The organism is Enterobacter asburiae, from assembly GCF_008080435.1.
Taxonomy (GTDB): domain Bacteria; phylum Pseudomonadota; class Gammaproteobacteria; order Enterobacterales; family Enterobacteriaceae; genus Enterobacter; species Enterobacter asburiae_C.
The window spans coordinates 342884-358314 of record NZ_VRKN01000004.1 but is presented as its reverse complement, the minus strand read 5'-3'; the positions used below and the strand labels follow the sequence as shown (position 1 = coordinate 358314).

Genomic DNA, 15431 nt, shown 5'->3' with positions numbered 1-15431 from the left:
ATCCTGTGCTATTCTTTTTTGTGTCGTTGATTTAATGACAAAAACCATACAGAGAGGAAAGTTATGGGAATTTTATCCTGGATTATCTTTGGGCTTATTGCGGGTATTCTGGCGAAGTGGATCATGCCGGGCAAAGATGGCGGTGGGTTTATCGTCACCGTAATACTGGGTATTGTCGGCGCGGTAGTTGGCGGCTGGATCAGTACGCTGTTCGGTTTTGGCAAAGTCGATGGTTTTAACTTCGGCAGTTTCGCCGTCGCGGTGATCGGTGCGCTGGTTGTTCTGTTTATCTACAGAAAAATCAAAAGCTAATTCGAAACGCATTGAAAAAGGCTGCCAGATGGCGGCCTTTTTTACGTGGCGGGTTTACCACCAGCCTAGCTGCGTGCCGGCAAACGCCGCGATGGCAACGATCAGCATAATGAGGGTCGTTTTTCTCATTTATGCCCCTGGTGCCGCGTAACCACCGACAAAAAACCACGCTAAAAAAATCACCGCCGTAATAAAAATAACGACCGGGAAGAGGATTCCTATTCTCATACCATCACCTGTTTCTGTTTCTATAACGCCGTAGAGTGTACGGGGTTAATCCAGAGTGAGAAAGCGTGTTTTGCTTTTTCCTTTCTTATCCTGATACATCGCGGCATCCGCGGCGCGTAATGCGCTTCCCAGCCAGTATTCACCGGCAATACAGGCGCTGAGGCGCGTTTTGAGCTGGGTGACCTGCGACTCTTTCTGAATGGACTGGACAATCAGTCCGGCGATGTAGGTCGTAATGCCGAGCGCTTACACAGCGTTTCATCCCACGGGACGTTCAGACCCTCCGGGATTGTCATCTGCTTGTTATGCTGAGTTTTTAGACTTCAGGCATAGTAAAACATGAATATAGAAAATTGAATATATGCGAGGGAGAGGGCAGCCGCTGAGAAAAAAAGGCCCCGTTGTTGAGACCGGGGCAAAGACATCTTGATTACGGAATGATGTTCTCTGGTCATATCGAGAACACGCCTCACTATAGTGTTGAAAAGTGCAGTTAAAATGGAGAAATCATGGAGAAAGCGGCGGTGACCCGTTACCCTTAGACTCTAATGATGTCACAAGGATCAATGAGATGAGATTTCTGCTTCTGGCGCTGGCGCTTCCCCTGGCGGCCTGCACCGCAAAAACGACCCCACCCGATGCACCGAAACCGCCGCACGTTATCGGTATGGCGAACCCGGCCTCCGTCTACTGCCTGGAAAAAGGCGGGGAACAGATCCCGGTTCAAAGCCCGCAGGGCGTACGCACGGAGTGCAAACTACCGGGTGGCGAAGTGATTGATGAATGGACGCTCTATCGTCGCGATCATCCGCAACCCACCAGGTGACAGACGTATATTGCCTGCGATACACTTCTCTTTAGGATTATTCTTAGTCAGTCCCTGGCTACCGTTATCGTGAGAGAAGTATGTTCCAGCTTAAACCGGGCAGCATGGCGATGATCGTGGGTGCCCGCACGGCGTCAGGCCGTCGCAATATTGGTAAATCTGTTGAGCTGTTTGGCCTGTGCCAGCCTGGTCTGCGTTTCGTTAACCCGGTCAACGGTGTGATGACGCAATTACCCGCAACCGCCGATCGCGCGCTTTGGCTGGTGACAGGTGATGTCTACGCCTTTGACAATCAGCACGGCTTTGCGTTTGTCCGCGCCGAACATCTGATGCCGCTCACACCCGATGAAGCGCCGCAAATCCTCGATGAGATGGCGATCGGCTGATCAGAGATGGCGCAGCCAGTCGGCTAATACCAGGGCGTGATTTTGCTTCGTGTCTTTGGCAGCAAAGAGCAGGGTGACGGTCTGCCCGTTCGCCAGCGTCGCCAGACGCCTTCCCTCGTCAGCATGTTGCGCCAGCTCTTCCCGATAGGCTTTGCTGAAGGCGGCGAAATCAATGGTTTCGCTATGAAAGGCCTTGCGTAATTCATTCGAGGGCGTGAGCGCTTTACACCATTCATCATATGCGAGGTCCGTTTTTTTAACCCCGCGCGGCCACAGCTTGTCCACCAGCACCCGATAGCCGTCGTCCGGACCTGCCTGTTCGTAAACGCGTTTGCATTGAATCATGCTTCCACCCTCCCAATTTAAGGTATTGTGATAATTGCAGAAGATCGGTAGTCTGAGGTTCCTTATGTTATCTGATAATACTCTGGCATAAGGAACCTTTCATGGAACACCTCCCGGTTAAAACGACGCTGCGCATTGCGCTGGTTGGCGATTACAATCCCAATGTTATTGCGCATCAGGCGATCCCGCTGGCCATTGACGACGCCGCCGCAGTCCTTGACCTCACCGCCGATTACGACTGGCTTGCCACCACGGAGCTGACAAGCCCTGAAGATCTGGTGGGCTACGATGCCATCTGGCTGGTTCCCGCCAGCCCCTATAAAAACACGGAGGCCGCTTTTATCGCCGCGCGCTATGCCCGTGAAAACAGCATTCCGTTCCTTGGCACCTGCGGTGGATTCCAGCATGCGCTTATTGAGTATGCCCGTAATGTGTTGGGCTGGGCTGATGCGGCACATGCTGAGACGGATACCGAAGGCACCATGGTGATTTCGCCGCTGACCTGCTCGCTGGTGGAAAAAACCGATGCGATTGAGCTGCGCAAAAATACGCTGATCGCGAAGGCGTACGGCAAGCCGGAAATTGAAGAGGGGTATCACTGTAACTATGGCGTGTCGCCGGCGTTTGCAGAGGCGCTGGAAAGCGGTGATATGCATGTTACGGGCTGGGACGAACAGGGGGAGATTCGCGCCGCAGAACTGGTTACCCACCCATTCTTCGTGATCACCTTATTCCAGCATGAGCGCTCTGCGCTGGAAGGACGCCCGGTCGTGCTGGTACAGGCGATGCTGCGCGCGGCGCGCGATTCATAACGTCGTCGCTTTTCTTGCCGGGTGGCGCTGCGCTTACCCGGCCTACATTCCGATTGCACAATTCAATGTAGGCCCGTGCAAGCGTAGCGCCGCCGGGCGAAACTCTGGTCTGCCACACTGTTTAGCGGGGGGCAATCTCCCGGTCTCGCCCGGCGAGCACGCCGCAAATAGCCATTATCACGGCGGCCAGGGCGCAGCCCAGTAGCGGGATCCGCCAGTCTCCCGCGCTATCGTGAATTTTCCCCATCAGTGGAGGACCGCAGGCGGCGAGCAGATAGCCAATCGACTGCGCCATGCCGGACAGTGCCGCAGCCTGGTGCGCGGAGCTGGCGCGCAGCCCGATGAACGTCAGGCCGAGGATCATCGTTGCCCCGGTGCCAAAGCCAAACACCAGCGTCCACATCACCGCCATGTCAGGCATAAACCATAGCCCCGCTGCGCTTACCGCGCATAACAGCGCCACCCCGCCGGCGATCGCCCGCTGATCTTTCAGACGGTGGAGGATCAGCGGAACGGCAAGCCCTGGTACGGCCGTGGCCAGCTGCAACAGCCCGTGCACCGAGCCGGCCTGCGCTTCGCTGTAGCCGTGGCTAAGCAGTATCGCCGGCAGCCAGCCAATGATGACGTAGTAAATCAGCGAGTTAATCCCCAAAAAGAGCGTCACCTGCCAGGCGAGGGCCGAACGCCAGATGGCGTGATTATGCAACGCGCCAGCACCCGTTACCGTCGCAACGTGTTTCTGACGCCACTGGGGTAGCCAGAGCAGCAGCGCGACCAGTGGAAACGCCATCAGCATCAGCAGCGCGCCATGCCAGCCCGCGCTACCCTGCGCCAGGGGAACAATCATCGCTGAACCAAACGCCGCCGAGACGCCCATTGTCAGGGAATAGGCCCCGGTGAGTCGGGCTACCTGGCCCGGGAAGTCACGTTTAATTAATCCGGGTAACAGCACATTCCCGAGTGCAATACCGCAGCCGATGACCGCCGTTCCGATGAAAAGCAGAGCGGCGGAAGGCAGAGAGCGAAGTGCAATTCCGGCGCAAATTAGCAGCAGGGCGATAAACAGGCTGCGCTCCATGCCGATACGTCGGGCAACGCCTGCGGCGAGCGGCGAGACCAGGGCGAAAGCCAGCAGGGGCAGGGTGGTCAGCATACCGGTTTGCGCCGTGCTTAAACCATAATCAAGACGAATAGTATCGAGCAGCGGGGCTGCTCCGGTAAAGGTGACGCGAAGCGTAGTGGCAATCATCAGGATGCCTGCAATCAACAGCGCGCCGTGTTTTCCTGAGGTGCGAATAGCAGTAGTCATTATGTTCTCATACGTTCAAGCGAGCGCACACAATACCGATTTTCTCAGCGGTTGAAATCAGGCTAAAATGACAGTTTATCGCTAATATCGGACAAACTGATGATTGGTCTGGGACTGGACGGTTACGATCCTGATAGCCAGCACGATGCGGCCGTCGCATTTCGCATCCGCGTGGTGGCGGAGGAACAATATATTCCCCGACATCATCACCGTAAGGGGCAGCTGATTCTGGCCCTCGGCGGCGCGATCACCTGCGAAGTGGATAATGCCATGCTGATGGTTCCGCCCCAGTATGCCGTCTGGATCCCCGGTCAAATGCCGCACAGCAACAGGGCCACGCCGGGCGCGCAGCTCTGCTTTTTGTTCATTGAACCGGGGGCGGCAAGCTTGCCCGACCGCTGCTGCACCCTGAAAATCTCTCCCCTGGTGCGGGAGCTGATTTTATCCCTGGCGGAAAAATCGCGTGAACAACTCCCTCTTGCGGCGACATCGCGCCTGGTGGACGTTCTGTTTGACGAGCTGCCGCTCCAGCGTCAGGAGCATCTGCAGCTGCCCGTCTCGCCCCATCCTAAAATTCGGCTGATGAGCGAGAAAATGGCGGAAGAGCCTGCCGCCTGGCAGACGCTGGCGCAGTGGGCGAGCCATTTTGCCATGAGCGAACGCAGCCTGGCGCGGCTGGTGGTGAAAGAGACCGGTTTAAGCTTTCGCCGCTGGCGTCACCAGTTGCAGCTGATAGTGGCGTTACAGCATTTGATTAGTGGGAAATCGGTACAGCAGGTGGCACAGTCACTGGGATATGACTCTACCACCGCGTTTATCACCATGTTCAGGAAGGGACTGGGTCAGACGCCGGCGCGTTATATGGCCAGCCTGACTACGACTTCCCGATAAACAGAGAGACAAGGCCTGCCGCAATCAGCGGCCCCACCGGAACGCCACGAAAGAGCGCCACGCCCAGCACGGTGCCCACCAGCAAACCCGCCACCAGCGAGGGTTGGCTGCTCATCAGCGTAACGCCGCGCCCGCCCAGCCACGAAACAAAAATCCCCACCGCGATCGCCACCAGCGATTTCCAGTTTACAAACGAGTGCAGCAACGTTGATGCGGGAAGCGTGCCGCTGGCGATGGGCGCCATTACCCCGATGGTTAAAATGATTATCCCGATGGTGAGGCCTTGTTTTTCTATCCACGGGAAAAAGGTATTTAACGGGGTCACGCGAATAATAATAAGCACCAGAATCGAGATGGCGACGGTGGTGTTATGGCTGACAAAGCCGAGCGCGGCGAGTGCCAGAAGAATGAGCAGAGTAGGGTCAAACATAGGGAATCCTTGCCAAAATAATGATCCTGCTTACAGTACGCGCAAACGCGACGCAGGGCAGTTTTAAAAAAATTTTATTGTTGTCATAACCTTGTCATTTACACGGATTAAAACGAAGGCAGATATCGCAAAAGGGGTCGCCATTATGAACGATCACATGTTTGTTGAAACGCTGATTATCTCCTCATCGTTTTTCGCTATTGCCGTTATTCTCGTCGCCTCCGTGTTGTTCCTGGAAAGAAAAGGCTGACAGGGTCGCCAGCCACCGCGGTTACGCTTTATGGAAGGTCACAAGCTCAGGACGAGCGATGCGCAGGTAATCCTGGGTATCCATAATCACGGATTTCTCCAGCAGGCCGGCGTTAAATGCGATTTCGTCAAAACGCTCGAACAGCAGTGGGTCGGCAACCAGTGCCAAATCAGGATGGAAGCTAAAGGGCGGGATAGCGCCGAAAACGCAGGCGGTCAGGGTATCGACCTCGGCCGGGCTGGCGAGGGAGGCTTTCAGCCCGCCAAAATGGCTGGCAAGCTGGCTCAGGTCAGCCTGCAGATCGGCGGCCAGGATCGCCAGAACGTGTTTTTTTACGCCGTTTCCCTTCACCTTGCAGACCAGGGCTTTTGCGCCTTGCCGCAGATCGGTCCCGCGAATTTCACTTACCGCTTCACATTTCCCGACCGCCTCGTGCTCCATGACGCGAAACCGCGCGCCCTGCTCGGTGAGTAAGGTAATCAGTTGCTGGTGGGTTCCTGCCCCAATAACGTCGTCAGTCATAACGATTTCCCGGTGATAATCCAGTATGCAGCGTTCTACATTAGCACGGGATGAACGGGGTCGAAAGAAAACAGCCAGCGGGTTCGCTGGCTGTTGGATTATGCGTTGCTGGTAGCAGATTGCTTGTGGAACAGCTCCCTGAACACCGGATAAATATCATCCTGGTCACGGATATGCTGCATGGCAAAATTATCGAACATCGATTGCAGATGTTCATACTCCCGCCACAGGGTCTGGTGCGCGCGACGGGTGATTTCGATATAGCTGTAGTAACGCACCACCGGCAGAATTTTCTTCGCCAGAATCTCGTGACACAGCGGTGAGTCGTCGGCCCAGTTATCACCATCCGACGCCTGCGCGGCATAAATATTCCACTGCGACGGGTCGTAACGCTCTTTCACCACTTCATCCATCAGCTTCAGGGCGCTTGATACGATGGTCCCGCCGGTCTCCTGCGAGTAGAAGAACTCATGTTCATCCACCTCTTTCGCCTGAGTGTGGTGGCGGATATAGACCACCTCCACGTTCTTATAGGTTCTGCTGAGGAACAGGTAGAGCAGAATATAAAAACGTTTCGCCATATCCTTGGTGGCCTGGTCCATCGAGCCGGACACGTCCATCAGACAGAACATCACCGCCTGGCTGGAGGGCTCAGGGCGTTTTTCGTAGTTCTTGTAGCGCAGGTCAAAGGTGTCGATAAACGGTACCCGTTCGATCTTCGCCCTTAGCTCTGCAATCTCTTTACGCAGGCGCTCCTCTTCCAGCAGTTGCGCCGGTTCCGTGTTTTCCACGACCTTCAGGCTGCTTTCCAGCTCGCGCAGTTCGCGACGTTTGCCTGCCGTCATGGCCGTGCGTCGCGCCAGTGAATTCTGCAACGAACGCACGACGCTAATATTGGCGGGCACGCCGTTGGCGGTATAGCCCGCGCGATGGGTTTTATATTCATTAAGCTGACGATGCTGATTCTTTTTGAGATTCGGCAGCGCCAGGTCTTCAAACAACAGGTCGAGATATTCATCTTTCGAAATCTGGAAGACAAACTCGTCCTGACCTTCACCGTCCTGGCTGGCCTGTCCCTGACCGCTTCCTGAACCACCGCCGCCGCCCTGAGGACGTTCAATTCTGTCGTTCTGAACGAAGTGGTCATTACCTGGGTGTACGCGATGGCGCAGTCCGCCTCGTCCCTGATGAAACATCGGTTCGCTGATGTCATCGGTGGGGATGGAGACAGATTCGCCGCTGTCGATGTCGGTCACCGAGCGTTTGTTGATGGCCTCGGAGATAGACTGTTTAATTTGCGCTTTGTAACGACGCAAGAAGCGCTGGCGGTTCACCGTGCTCTTGTTTTTGCCGTTAAGACGCCGGTCAATAAACCAGGTCATATACCCCCCGTACTGCATTTGCCAACTTGCATTTTGTAGGCCCGGTAAGCGCTAACGCCACCGGGCACTTGTTTTAAGACGATTTACGCACGCGCAGATACCATTCGCAGAGCAGGCGGACCTGCTTGCGGGTGTAGCCTTTTTCCATCATACGGTCGACAAAATCGTCGTGCTTTTTCTGCTCATCGGTTGAGGTTTTGGCGTTAAACGAGATCACCGGCAGCAGCTCTTCGGTATTGGAGAACATTTTCTTCTCAATAACCGTGCGCAGTTTCTCGTAGCTGGTCCAGTTCGGATTGCGCCCGTTGTTATGCGCTCTTGCGCGCAGGACAAAGTTCACAATCTCGTTACGGAAGTCTTTCGGGTTGCTGATCCCGGCAGGCTTCTCGATTTTTTCCAGCTCCGCGTTCAGGGATTCACGGTCAAACAGCTGGCCGGTATCCGGGTCGCGGTACTCCTGATCCTGGATCCAGAAGTCAGCATAGGTGACATAACGGTCGAAAATGTTCTGCCCGTATTCTGAATAGGATTCCAGGTAGGCCGTCTGGATCTCTTTGCCAATGAACTCGGCGTATTTCGGGATCAGGTAGCCTTTCAGGAACTCAAGGTAGCGTTCAGCCTGCTCCTGCGGGAACTGCTCACGTTCGATTTGCTGCTCCAGCACGTAGAACAGATGAACCGGGTTGGCCGCCACTTCCGCATGGTCGAAGTTAAAGACGCGGGAGAGGATCTTAAACGCGAAACGCGTGGACAGACCGTTCATCCCCTCATCAACCCCGGCATAGTCGCGATATTCCTGATACGACTTCGCTTTCGGGTCGGTATCTTTCAGGCTTTCACCGTCATAGACGCGCATTTTCGAATAGATGCTGGAGTTTTCCGGCTCTTTCAGACGCGAAAGGATGGAGAAGCGTGACAACGTTTCCAGCGTGCCCGGCGCGCAGGGAGCATGCACCAGCTCACTGTGGTTAAGCAGTTTCTCGTAAATTTTGATCTCTTCGGAGATCCGCAGGCAATAAGGCACCTTGACGATGTACACGCGGTCAAGGAAGGCCTCATTGTTTTTGTTATTACGGAAGGTCACCCATTCAGATTCGTTCGAGTGGGCGAGAATAATCCCGTTAAACGGCAGGGCGGAGATACCTTCCGTCCCGTTGTAGTTTCCTTCCTGGGTAGCCGTCAGCAGAGGATGCAGCACTTTGATGGGGGCTTTAAACATCTCGACGAATTCCATAATCCCCTGGTTCGCACGGCACAGCGCACCTGAGTAACCGTAGGCATCCGGATCGTTTTGCGCGAAGTTTTCCAGCTTACGGATGTCGACTTTACCCACCAGAGCCGAAATGTCCTGGTTGTTCTCATCACCGGGTTCGGTTTTGGCGATGGCGATCTGTTCAAGGATAGATGGCCAGACTTTCACCACGCGGAATTTGGTGATGTCGCCACCAAACTCGTGCAGGCGTTTTGCCGCCCACGGCGACATGATGGTACCGAGGTAGCGACGCGGGATGCCATACTCTTTATCCAGAATCTGCGCATCTTCATGCGGATTGAACAGGCACAGCGGATGGTCGTTCACCGGGCTGCGTTCACCGTTGGCGCTCAGCACATAGATAGGGACGCGCTGCATCAGCGACTTCAGGCGTTCAGCCAGCGAGGATTTACCGCCACCCACCGGGCCGAGTAAATAGAGGATCTGTTTCTTCTCTTCCAGACCCTGAGCGGCATGCTTCAGATAGGAGACAATCTGTTCGATGGCATCTTCCATACCATAGAACTCTTCAAACGCCGGGTATCGGGCGACCACCCGATTCGAAAAGAGACGGGAAAGCCGAGGCTCCAGGGCAGTGTCAACCATGTTTGGCTCACCAATAGCCATCAATAGCCGTTCTGCCGCATTGGCATAGGCACTGCGATCTTGCCGACAGATGGTAAGAAACTCCTGCAGTGTGAACTCTTCGTCCTTGGCAGCTTCATAGCGCTGGCGATAGTGATCGAATATATTCATGGCATGCCGTCCTTTCGTTTTTTAGCACAGGATAAGAGCCGTTCGTATGAGTAGTGGAGGCTCCCGGAAGAGAATCTCTCGCACCTCACTGCCAGAGCAGCAACCTGTGTGCCAGGTCAGACGCTTAGAACCGCAGGGTGTTCAGGAAAACTCTTCTTAAATTAAAGCGTAGATGGCATTTGCAAAACTTGCATGCCCATAAAATCTACTTTCAATGACATATCAATAACTCATCCAAAAATTTCCACTGTCGTTATAAGACAAAAGCACGTTTTTCATTCAGCGGTCATATAAATGAAAGCGGGGTGTCATCTGAAAAGTTAAAAATAACGGGTTAATCAGACTGATTAGCAGGCAAAAAATTTTGGGATGTACGGGAATGGCGGTTACACTTCATCCGCTGATTATTTGACTACAGGAAAGAATGGATTGTGACCAAACTCAAACTTCTGGCATTGAGCATCCTTGCCGCGACCGCAGTGAACACCGCACAGGCGGAAAGTCAGTGGACGGTTGGCGCGGGTGTTGGCGTCATTAACAGCCCGTACAAACAGTATGACCGTGATGTTTATCCTGTTCCCGTTATCACCTATGAAGGCGATAACGTCTGGTTCCGCGGGCTCGGTGGCGGCTATTATCTCTGGAACGATAAGGCCGATAAGCTCTCCATCATGGCCTACTACGATCCAACGCACTTCAAGCCGGGTGACAGCGACAGCCACGCGCTTCGCCAGCTCGACAAGCGCAGAAGCTCGATGATGGCCGGGCTCTCATACGTACATAACACCGAGTATGGCTTCCTGCGTACGGCCCTGGCGGGTGATACGCTGGATAACAGCAACGGCTTTATCTGGGACCTGGCGTGGTTGTACCGCTATACCAACGGTGGACTCACCCTGACGCCAGGTATTGGTGTGCAATACAACAGCGAGAACTACAACGACTACTACTACGGCGTGTCTAAAAACGAGTCCCGCCGCAGTGGTCTGAAAAGTTATAGTGCAGATGACGGCTGGGATCCTTACCTGGAGCTGACCGCGAGCTACAACTTCCTTGGCGACTGGAGCGTGTACGGTACCGGCCGTTATGAGCGTCTGAGCGATGAAGTGAAGGATAGCCCGATGGTCGACAAATCCTGGGCAGGTATTTTCTCTGTCGGCGTGAGCTACAAGTTCTGATTGTGCACTAATGCTGTGCAATTCGTGCATTAAAACGGGGCGCTTGCGCCCCGTTTGCTTTAATGTGGTGCAGTGAAGCGGGGGAGGTGAAATGCCTTAGCGTTTCACAATCTTAATTGTCTGCCCTAAACGAGATGGTTTTTCGTCGCTCGCTTTTTGCGGCCTGCTCACGCAGGCGGTTTCCACGCAGACAAACGTTTTATACCCTTCATCCGTCATGTCGGCCATGCTGACGGACAGCGCCGGACCCGGGTTCCAGCCTACCACGTCGCTGTGATGATGATGGACCACTTCAATTCCGCGGTTCAGCGCGCCGTCGTGGATCACGCTGCACGCTTCCGGGTGCAGGTAGACACGGTCGGTACGGTCAGGGAACGTTTGTACTCCGTCGCTCAGTTTACCTTCTTTGGCGTTATCCACTTTGTCGATAAAGGTATCGCCAAGACCGCTCACCTTCACTGCGCCGATATCACCCACGTTGAAGTAGGTATGCAGGGCTGCGGTGGTTTCAAACTCACCGTGGGCTTCCAGTTCAATTTCACAGGTCTTACCCAGTTTGAAACGGGCGTACAGGGTGAAATCGTGCGGCCAGAGGGCGCGGGTTTCATCATTAGCCTGCAGCTCAAAGGTCAGCACTGCGCCGTTGTCATCTTCGTTGTGCGCTTTCAGGGTCCACTGCTGGTTACGGGCAAAACCGTGAGACGGTAAACCCGGCTGTGCGGAGGGGCCGAACCACGGCCAGCAGATCGGTACACCACCGCGGATCGCCGCCCCTTTTTTAAAGGAGGTCGCATCGCTCAGCCACAAACCTTCGGCTTCGCCTTCTGGTTTCCAGGAGAGCAGGTGAGCGCCGTTCAGCGCCACGGACGCTTTGACGCGCGGATGGTCAACGACGATAACGTCGGCACCGTCAATCTGACGGCGGGAGAGCACAGGGGTAAGTTGTTCGACTACCGGAAGTGCAAAAATTTTATTAATCATTAAGCAATCCTCTGTCTTATAAATAAAAAAAGGCGACCGAAGTCGCCTTTTTGGATCAAGCACTCATCTCAACTTATTTGGAGATGTGAGCGATCAGGTCCAGTACTTTGTTAGAGTAGCCGGTTTCGTTGTCGTACCAGGATACCAGTTTAACGAAGTTGTCGTTCAGTGCGATACCTGCTTTAGCATCGAATACTGAAGTGCAGATTTCGCCGTTGAAATCGGTAGATACAACGTCGTCTTCGGTGTAGCCCAGAACGCCTTTCATTGCGCCTTCGGAAGCAGCTTTGATTGCTTTCTTAATTTCTTCATAAGAAGCAGCTTTTTCCAGACGAACGGTCAGGTCAACAACGGATACGTTAGGAGTTGGAACGCGGAACGCCATACCAGTCAGTTTGCCATTCAGTTCTGGCAGTACTTTACCTACAGCTTTAGCAGCACCGGTAGAGGATGGGATGATGTTCTGAGCCGCGCCACGGCCGCCGCGCCAGTCTTTGTGAGACGGGCCATCAACGGTTTTCTGAGTAGCGGTGGTTGCGTGAACGGTAGTCATCAGACCTTCGATGATGCCGAAGTTGTCGTTGATAACTTTAGCCAGCGGTGCCAGGCAGTTGGTGGTGCAGGATGCGTTAGACACGATATCCTGGCCAGCGTAAGTTTCGAAGTTTGCACCACGAACGAACATTGGGGTGTTGTCTTTGGAAGGACCAGTCAGAACAACTTTCTTCGCACCCGCAGTGATGTGTTTACGTGCAGTTTCGTCGGTCAGGAAGATACCGGTTGCTTCAGCAACAACGTCAACACCGATTTCATTCCATTTCAGGTTAGCTGGGTCTTTTTCAGCAGTAACGCGGATGGTTTTGCCATTAACAACCAGGTGGCCGTCTTTCACTTCAACGGTGCCGTCGAAACGACCGTGAGTTGAGTCGTACTTCAGCATGTACGCCATGTATTCAGCGTCCAGGAGATCGTTGATACCAACGATTTCGATGTCAGAACGTTTCTGAGCAGCACGGAAAACAATACGGCCGATACGGCCAAAACCGTTGATACCTACTTTGATAGTCATATATTCCACCAGCTATTTGTTAGTGAATAAAAGGTTGCCTGTAAAATTACAAAAACCTTACGCAGCGTCAAGCGGAATCGTGTCAATCATTGCGACAAATCAATCCTGTGACTAACGTTTGTGCGACTGACTCGCCTCACTTTCCCTTTGAGCTTGCAACCAAATGGGGGCTGCGCCCGGGATTTTAAAGTCCTCGCAGGATAAAAATGTGAGCATGATCACAATTGCCTGACCGCCTTTTCGCGACACATAAGTTTAGATCAAAAGTGCACGCAAGGGTGTTAATGTTTTGTTAGAATCCGGGTTAAAAGATGTCTGTTTCCACAGCGAGATGTAAGCATATGTCGAACCAACGTAACCCTGAAGATTTGAAAAAAAACCTCACAGAAATGCAGTTTTACGTGACGCAGAATCACGGGACGGAACCGCCATTTACCGGGCGTTTACTGCACAACAAGCGAGACGGCGTCTACCACTGCCTGGTCTGTGATGCGCCCCTGTTCAATTCACAAGCGAAATTTGATTCTGGCTGCGGCTGGCCGAGTTTCTACGAGCCGGTGAGCGATGAGGCTATCCGCTACCTGACCGACTCGTCGCACGGCATGGTGCGCACGGAAATTCGCTGCGGCAACTGTGATGCGCACCTTGGTCACGTCTTCCCGGATGGCCCTCAGCCCACGGGCGAGCGTTTCTGCGTGAACTCAGCCTCAATGAGCTTCACTGACGACGAAAACGGCGACCAGGTGAAGGGTTGAAAAAACGATTCAGCAAATTATTCCTTTAAAAGGGCGCGATTGTGAATATTGATGACATGATTAGCGGTATGACGCCGGAGATTTATCAGCGTCTGGTGACCGCCGTAGAGCTGGGAAAATGGCCCGATGGCGTCGCACTGACGCCGGAGCAAAAAGAGAACAGCCTTCAGTTGGTTATGCTCTGGCAGGCGCGCAACAACACTGATGCGCAGCACATGACCATCGACACTCAGGGACAGATGGTGATGAAAAGCAAGCGCGAGCTGAAAGAAGACTTTGGTATCACGCCGAAGCCGATAGCGACGATGAAAATGCAATAACCGTGCGGGTTGATGCCCTCACCCAACCCTCTCCCACGGGGAGAGGGCTTGATTGTCTTACTACTTATGCGGGATCCCCAGCGACTCCGCCAGCTGTTTGGCTAACTGGTTATTGTCGTCTGCGCCGTACTCCCAGAACATCGCCCCGGCGAGACCTTTCTCTTTGATGTAGTCCGCTTTGATCGCAACGGAACGTGGGTTCTCATACGAAATCGCAAACAGCGCGTTGCCATCGGCACCCTTCACCGAGAGCCACGGCACTTTCGCCTGGTCGTCCCAGTGCTCGGTAAAGCGCTTCTGCGGATCGTTGAGCAGCTTTTTGACGATATCGTTGTACTTCACGTAGGTATCTTTGGTCAGGTCATAGCCAAGTGACTTGAACAACCCGATCTCCTGAGGCCCGAAGTAGGGCTGCGTGACCGGATTTTTTTGCGCGTCGGGTTTGGTCCAGTCAATGCCAGGCTCTACAGCGCGTTTCGGTACGCGGCCATAGAAACCAATCCCGAGGTTCATCTGCTGCGGCTTCAGCCCGGCGGCCAGATAGTTGTTCACCACAAAATCCACGCTGTATTTGTCTGCGGCGGCCACCGTCGGCCATGCGCGGGAGTCATACAGGTTGGCGTTGAAGTATTGCGTACCGTACGCCATGTCGTAGGTCATCAGATTGATGTAGTCGAGCAGGGGAGCGACGGCTTTGACATCCACCCAGCTTTTCGGACTTTCCGCATTGGCGCCTACCGCAATGGTAACCAGCTTTTTATGCCCGAACGCCGCACGCATCTCTTTCAGCAGGGCGGTGAAGTTATCCCGGTCGGCAGGCTGGCTTGCGACCAGCCCCCAGGCACCGTTGACCGGATACTCCCAGTCGAGATCGATCCCGTCCAGGCCGTATTTGTCGACAATCTCCTGCGCGGAGCGGATAAACACCGCGCGCGTCTCCTTGGTGGCCGCTGCGCCAGAGAAGCCACGCGCTCCCCATCCGCCCACGGAAAGCAATACTTTGAGGTTCGGGTTCTGTTTACGCAGGGTCGGGATCAACGCCAGGTCGGACGCCACTTTTGGTGACAGCCAGATTTGATGCAGCCTGGCCGGATCTTTCAGCGCGGCGTTGGTTTCGTCTTTCTCGTCGTTATAAACAAGACCAAACGAGTAGTTCAGGTGGGTGATTTGGCGGACGTCCAGTTTATTGATATCGCCACCCGGTCCGGCGGTGACATCGCCACCCCCGTTAAAGTAGCCCACGGACATGAGGGTACTGGCGGAGGCAACTGACGCGCAAAGCAAGGGTAATGCTGCCAGCAAGGGCAAACGTTTCATACAAGTTCCTCTTTGACTAAACAAAACGACCACGCCACAGAAAAAGCGTGGCGAAAAAACAACCTGACGAGAATAGCATTGCCGCTTCGCTGAGGATGCGAGGGAGTTCA

The 15431-nt window shown here is 54.1% G+C and carries 19 protein-coding genes; 9 read left to right on the top strand and 10 right to left on the bottom strand.

Translation table 11 applies throughout. From position 1 onward, the window contains the following. The first annotated feature begins 63 nt into the window (after window positions 1–63). A complete protein-coding gene (locus FU672_RS10435) occupies window positions 64–312 on the top strand; it encodes a GlsB/YeaQ/YmgE family stress response membrane protein (protein WP_008500746.1) in 249 nt (82 codons plus the stop codon). Window positions 313–441: 129 nt separating this feature from the next. Here the strand turns inward: FU672_RS10435 and FU672_RS10430 are convergent, their stop codons facing one another. Continuing rightward, a complete protein-coding gene (locus FU672_RS10430) occupies window positions 442–540 on the bottom strand; it encodes a YoaK family small membrane protein (protein ID WP_029739841.1) in 99 nt (32 codons plus the stop codon). 571 nt (window positions 541–1111) lie between these two features. Between FU672_RS10430 and FU672_RS10420 the strand changes: the two genes are divergently transcribed. Then, window positions 1112–1366, top strand: coding sequence for a putative hemolysin (locus FU672_RS10420; RefSeq protein WP_024908585.1), 255 nt, complete (start codon window positions 1112–1114; stop codon window positions 1364–1366). An 80-nt stretch (window positions 1367–1446) separates the two neighbouring features. Next, complete coding sequence (locus FU672_RS10415) at window positions 1447–1752, top strand: nuclear transport factor 2 family protein (RefSeq protein ID WP_063142864.1); 306 nt, start codon at window positions 1447–1449, stop codon at window positions 1750–1752. On the opposite strand, the gene FU672_RS10410 is transcribed toward FU672_RS10415, so the two are convergent. After that, window positions 1753–2097 carry a DUF488 domain-containing protein gene (locus FU672_RS10410; RefSeq protein WP_148243197.1) on the bottom strand — a complete coding sequence of 115 codons (345 nt, stop codon included), beginning with the start codon at window positions 2095–2097 and terminating at the stop codon, window positions 1753–1755. A 101-nt stretch (window positions 2098–2198) separates the two neighbouring features. Between FU672_RS10410 and FU672_RS10405 the strand changes: the two genes are divergently transcribed. Next, window positions 2199–2909: a CTP synthase C-terminal region-related (seleno)protein gene (locus tag FU672_RS10405; RefSeq protein WP_148243196.1), complete on the top strand. Its 711-nt coding sequence runs from the start codon at window positions 2199–2201 to the stop codon at window positions 2907–2909. Between the two features lie 121 nt (window positions 2910–3030). Here the strand turns inward: FU672_RS10405 and FU672_RS10400 are convergent, their stop codons facing one another. After that, complete coding sequence (locus FU672_RS10400) at window positions 3031–4218, bottom strand: CynX/NimT family MFS transporter (protein WP_148243195.1); 1188 nt, start codon at window positions 4216–4218, stop codon at window positions 3031–3033. 99 nt (window positions 4219–4317) lie between these two features. Here FU672_RS10400 and FU672_RS10395 point away from each other — a divergent pair, with 99 nt between their 5' ends. Further along, window positions 4318–5109 carry an AraC family transcriptional regulator gene (locus FU672_RS10395; RefSeq protein WP_148243194.1) on the top strand — a complete coding sequence of 264 codons (792 nt, stop codon included), beginning with the start codon at window positions 4318–4320 and terminating at the stop codon, window positions 5107–5109. Here the strand turns inward: FU672_RS10395 and FU672_RS10390 are convergent. Next, the gene (locus FU672_RS10390) at window positions 5093–5539 is read right to left on the bottom strand and encodes a DUF441 domain-containing protein (protein WP_059346515.1); all 447 of its coding nucleotides are present in this window, start codon (window positions 5537–5539) and stop codon (window positions 5093–5095) included. The genes FU672_RS10395 and FU672_RS10390 overlap by 17 nt on opposite strands. A gap of 145 nt (window positions 5540–5684) precedes the next feature. Here FU672_RS10390 and yoaI point away from each other — a divergent pair, with 145 nt between their 5' ends. Further along, window positions 5685–5789, top strand: coding sequence for a small membrane protein YoaI (yoaI, locus tag FU672_RS10385; protein WP_010430055.1), 105 nt, complete (start codon window positions 5685–5687; stop codon window positions 5787–5789). Between the two features lie 21 nt (window positions 5790–5810). Here yoaI and FU672_RS10380 read toward each other — a convergent pair whose 3' ends face one another. The 3 genes from FU672_RS10380 to yeaG form a co-directional block, all read right to left on the bottom strand. Beyond that, a complete protein-coding gene (locus FU672_RS10380; RefSeq protein WP_047651996.1) occupies window positions 5811–6311 on the bottom strand; it encodes a YbaK/prolyl-tRNA synthetase associated domain-containing protein in 501 nt (166 codons plus the stop codon). Between the two features lie 98 nt (window positions 6312–6409). Then, on the bottom strand, window positions 6410–7693 hold the full coding sequence (locus FU672_RS10375) for a YeaH/YhbH family protein (RefSeq protein ID WP_148243193.1): 1284 nt from the start codon (window positions 7691–7693) through the stop codon (window positions 6410–6412). 73 nt (window positions 7694–7766) lie between these two features. Further along, window positions 7767–9701 (bottom strand): protein kinase YeaG, encoded by a 1935-nt coding sequence (yeaG, locus tag FU672_RS10370; protein WP_148243192.1) that lies wholly within the window; start codon window positions 9699–9701, stop codon window positions 7767–7769. Between the two features lie 431 nt (window positions 9702–10132). Between yeaG and FU672_RS10365 the strand changes: the two genes are divergently transcribed. Beyond that, entirely contained in the window at window positions 10133–10879 is a 747-nt protein-coding gene (locus tag FU672_RS10365; RefSeq protein WP_148243191.1) for a MipA/OmpV family protein, read from the top strand. A gap of 96 nt (window positions 10880–10975) precedes the next feature. Here the strand turns inward: FU672_RS10365 and FU672_RS10360 are convergent, their stop codons facing one another. Both FU672_RS10360 and gapA read right to left on the bottom strand, forming a co-directional pair. Further along, on the bottom strand, window positions 10976–11860 hold the full coding sequence (locus FU672_RS10360) for a D-hexose-6-phosphate mutarotase (protein WP_148243190.1): 885 nt from the start codon (window positions 11858–11860) through the stop codon (window positions 10976–10978). A 73-nt stretch (window positions 11861–11933) separates the two neighbouring features. Then, window positions 11934–12929, bottom strand: coding sequence for a glyceraldehyde-3-phosphate dehydrogenase (gene gapA / locus FU672_RS10355; RefSeq protein ID WP_023311257.1), 996 nt, complete (start codon window positions 12927–12929; stop codon window positions 11934–11936). A 341-nt stretch (window positions 12930–13270) separates the two neighbouring features. Here gapA and msrB point away from each other — a divergent pair, with 341 nt between their 5' ends. Both msrB and FU672_RS10345 read left to right on the top strand, forming a co-directional pair. After that, window positions 13271–13684, top strand: a complete 414-nt coding sequence (gene msrB / locus FU672_RS10350) for a peptide-methionine (R)-S-oxide reductase MsrB (protein WP_148243189.1) — start codon at window positions 13271–13273, stop codon at window positions 13682–13684. Window positions 13685–13740: 56 nt separating this feature from the next. Then, window positions 13741–14004, top strand: a complete 264-nt coding sequence (locus FU672_RS10345; protein ID WP_196239757.1) for a YeaC family protein — start codon at window positions 13741–13743, stop codon at window positions 14002–14004. Between the two features lie 60 nt (window positions 14005–14064). Here the strand turns inward: FU672_RS10345 and chiD are convergent, their stop codons facing one another. Further along, on the bottom strand, window positions 14065–15321 hold the full coding sequence (gene chiD / locus FU672_RS10340) for a chitinase ChiD (RefSeq protein ID WP_148243188.1): 1257 nt from the start codon (window positions 15319–15321) through the stop codon (window positions 14065–14067). Window positions 15322–15431 lie beyond the last annotated feature (110 nt).

What these genes read in the sequence shown, in the direction of transcription:
- chiD (WP_148243188.1), bottom strand. Translation starts at nt 15,321, where the DNA reads ATGAAACGTTTGCCCTTGCTGGCAGCATTACCCTTGCTTTGCGCGTCA.
- FU672_RS10405 (WP_148243196.1), top strand. Translation starts at nt 2,199, where the DNA reads ATGGAACACCTCCCGGTTAAAACGACGCTGCGCATTGCGCTGGTTGGC.
- FU672_RS10375 (WP_148243193.1), bottom strand. Translation starts at nt 7,693, where the DNA reads ATGACCTGGTTTATTGACCGGCGTCTTAACGGCAAAAACAAGAGCACG.
- FU672_RS10395 (WP_148243194.1), top strand. Translation starts at nt 4,318, where the DNA reads ATGATTGGTCTGGGACTGGACGGTTACGATCCTGATAGCCAGCACGAT.
- FU672_RS10430 (WP_029739841.1), bottom strand. Translation starts at nt 540, where the DNA reads ATGAGAATAGGAATCCTCTTCCCGGTCGTTATTTTTATTACGGCGGTG.
- FU672_RS10420 (WP_024908585.1), top strand. Translation starts at nt 1,112, where the DNA reads ATGAGATTTCTGCTTCTGGCGCTGGCGCTTCCCCTGGCGGCCTGCACC.
- FU672_RS10400 (WP_148243195.1), bottom strand. Translation starts at nt 4,218, where the DNA reads ATGACTACTGCTATTCGCACCTCAGGAAAACACGGCGCGCTGTTGATT.
- yoaI (WP_010430055.1), top strand. Translation starts at nt 5,685, where the DNA reads ATGAACGATCACATGTTTGTTGAAACGCTGATTATCTCCTCATCGTTT.
- FU672_RS10415 (WP_063142864.1), top strand. Translation starts at nt 1,447, where the DNA reads ATGTTCCAGCTTAAACCGGGCAGCATGGCGATGATCGTGGGTGCCCGC.
- msrB (WP_148243189.1), top strand. Translation starts at nt 13,271, where the DNA reads ATGTCGAACCAACGTAACCCTGAAGATTTGAAAAAAAACCTCACAGAA.
- FU672_RS10435 (WP_008500746.1), top strand. Translation starts at nt 64, where the DNA reads ATGGGAATTTTATCCTGGATTATCTTTGGGCTTATTGCGGGTATTCTG.
- FU672_RS10390 (WP_059346515.1), bottom strand. Translation starts at nt 5,539, where the DNA reads ATGTTTGACCCTACTCTGCTCATTCTTCTGGCACTCGCCGCGCTCGGC.
- FU672_RS10345 (WP_196239757.1), top strand. Translation starts at nt 13,741, where the DNA reads ATGATTAGCGGTATGACGCCGGAGATTTATCAGCGTCTGGTGACCGCC.
- FU672_RS10360 (WP_148243190.1), bottom strand. Translation starts at nt 11,860, where the DNA reads ATGATTAATAAAATTTTTGCACTTCCGGTAGTCGAACAACTTACCCCT.
- gapA (WP_023311257.1), bottom strand. Translation starts at nt 12,929, where the DNA reads ATGACTATCAAAGTAGGTATCAACGGTTTTGGCCGTATCGGCCGTATT.
- yeaG (WP_148243192.1), bottom strand. Translation starts at nt 9,701, where the DNA reads ATGAATATATTCGATCACTATCGCCAGCGCTATGAAGCTGCCAAGGAC.
- FU672_RS10410 (WP_148243197.1), bottom strand. Translation starts at nt 2,097, where the DNA reads ATGATTCAATGCAAACGCGTTTACGAACAGGCAGGTCCGGACGACGGC.
- FU672_RS10380 (WP_047651996.1), bottom strand. Translation starts at nt 6,311, where the DNA reads ATGACTGACGACGTTATTGGGGCAGGAACCCACCAGCAACTGATTACC.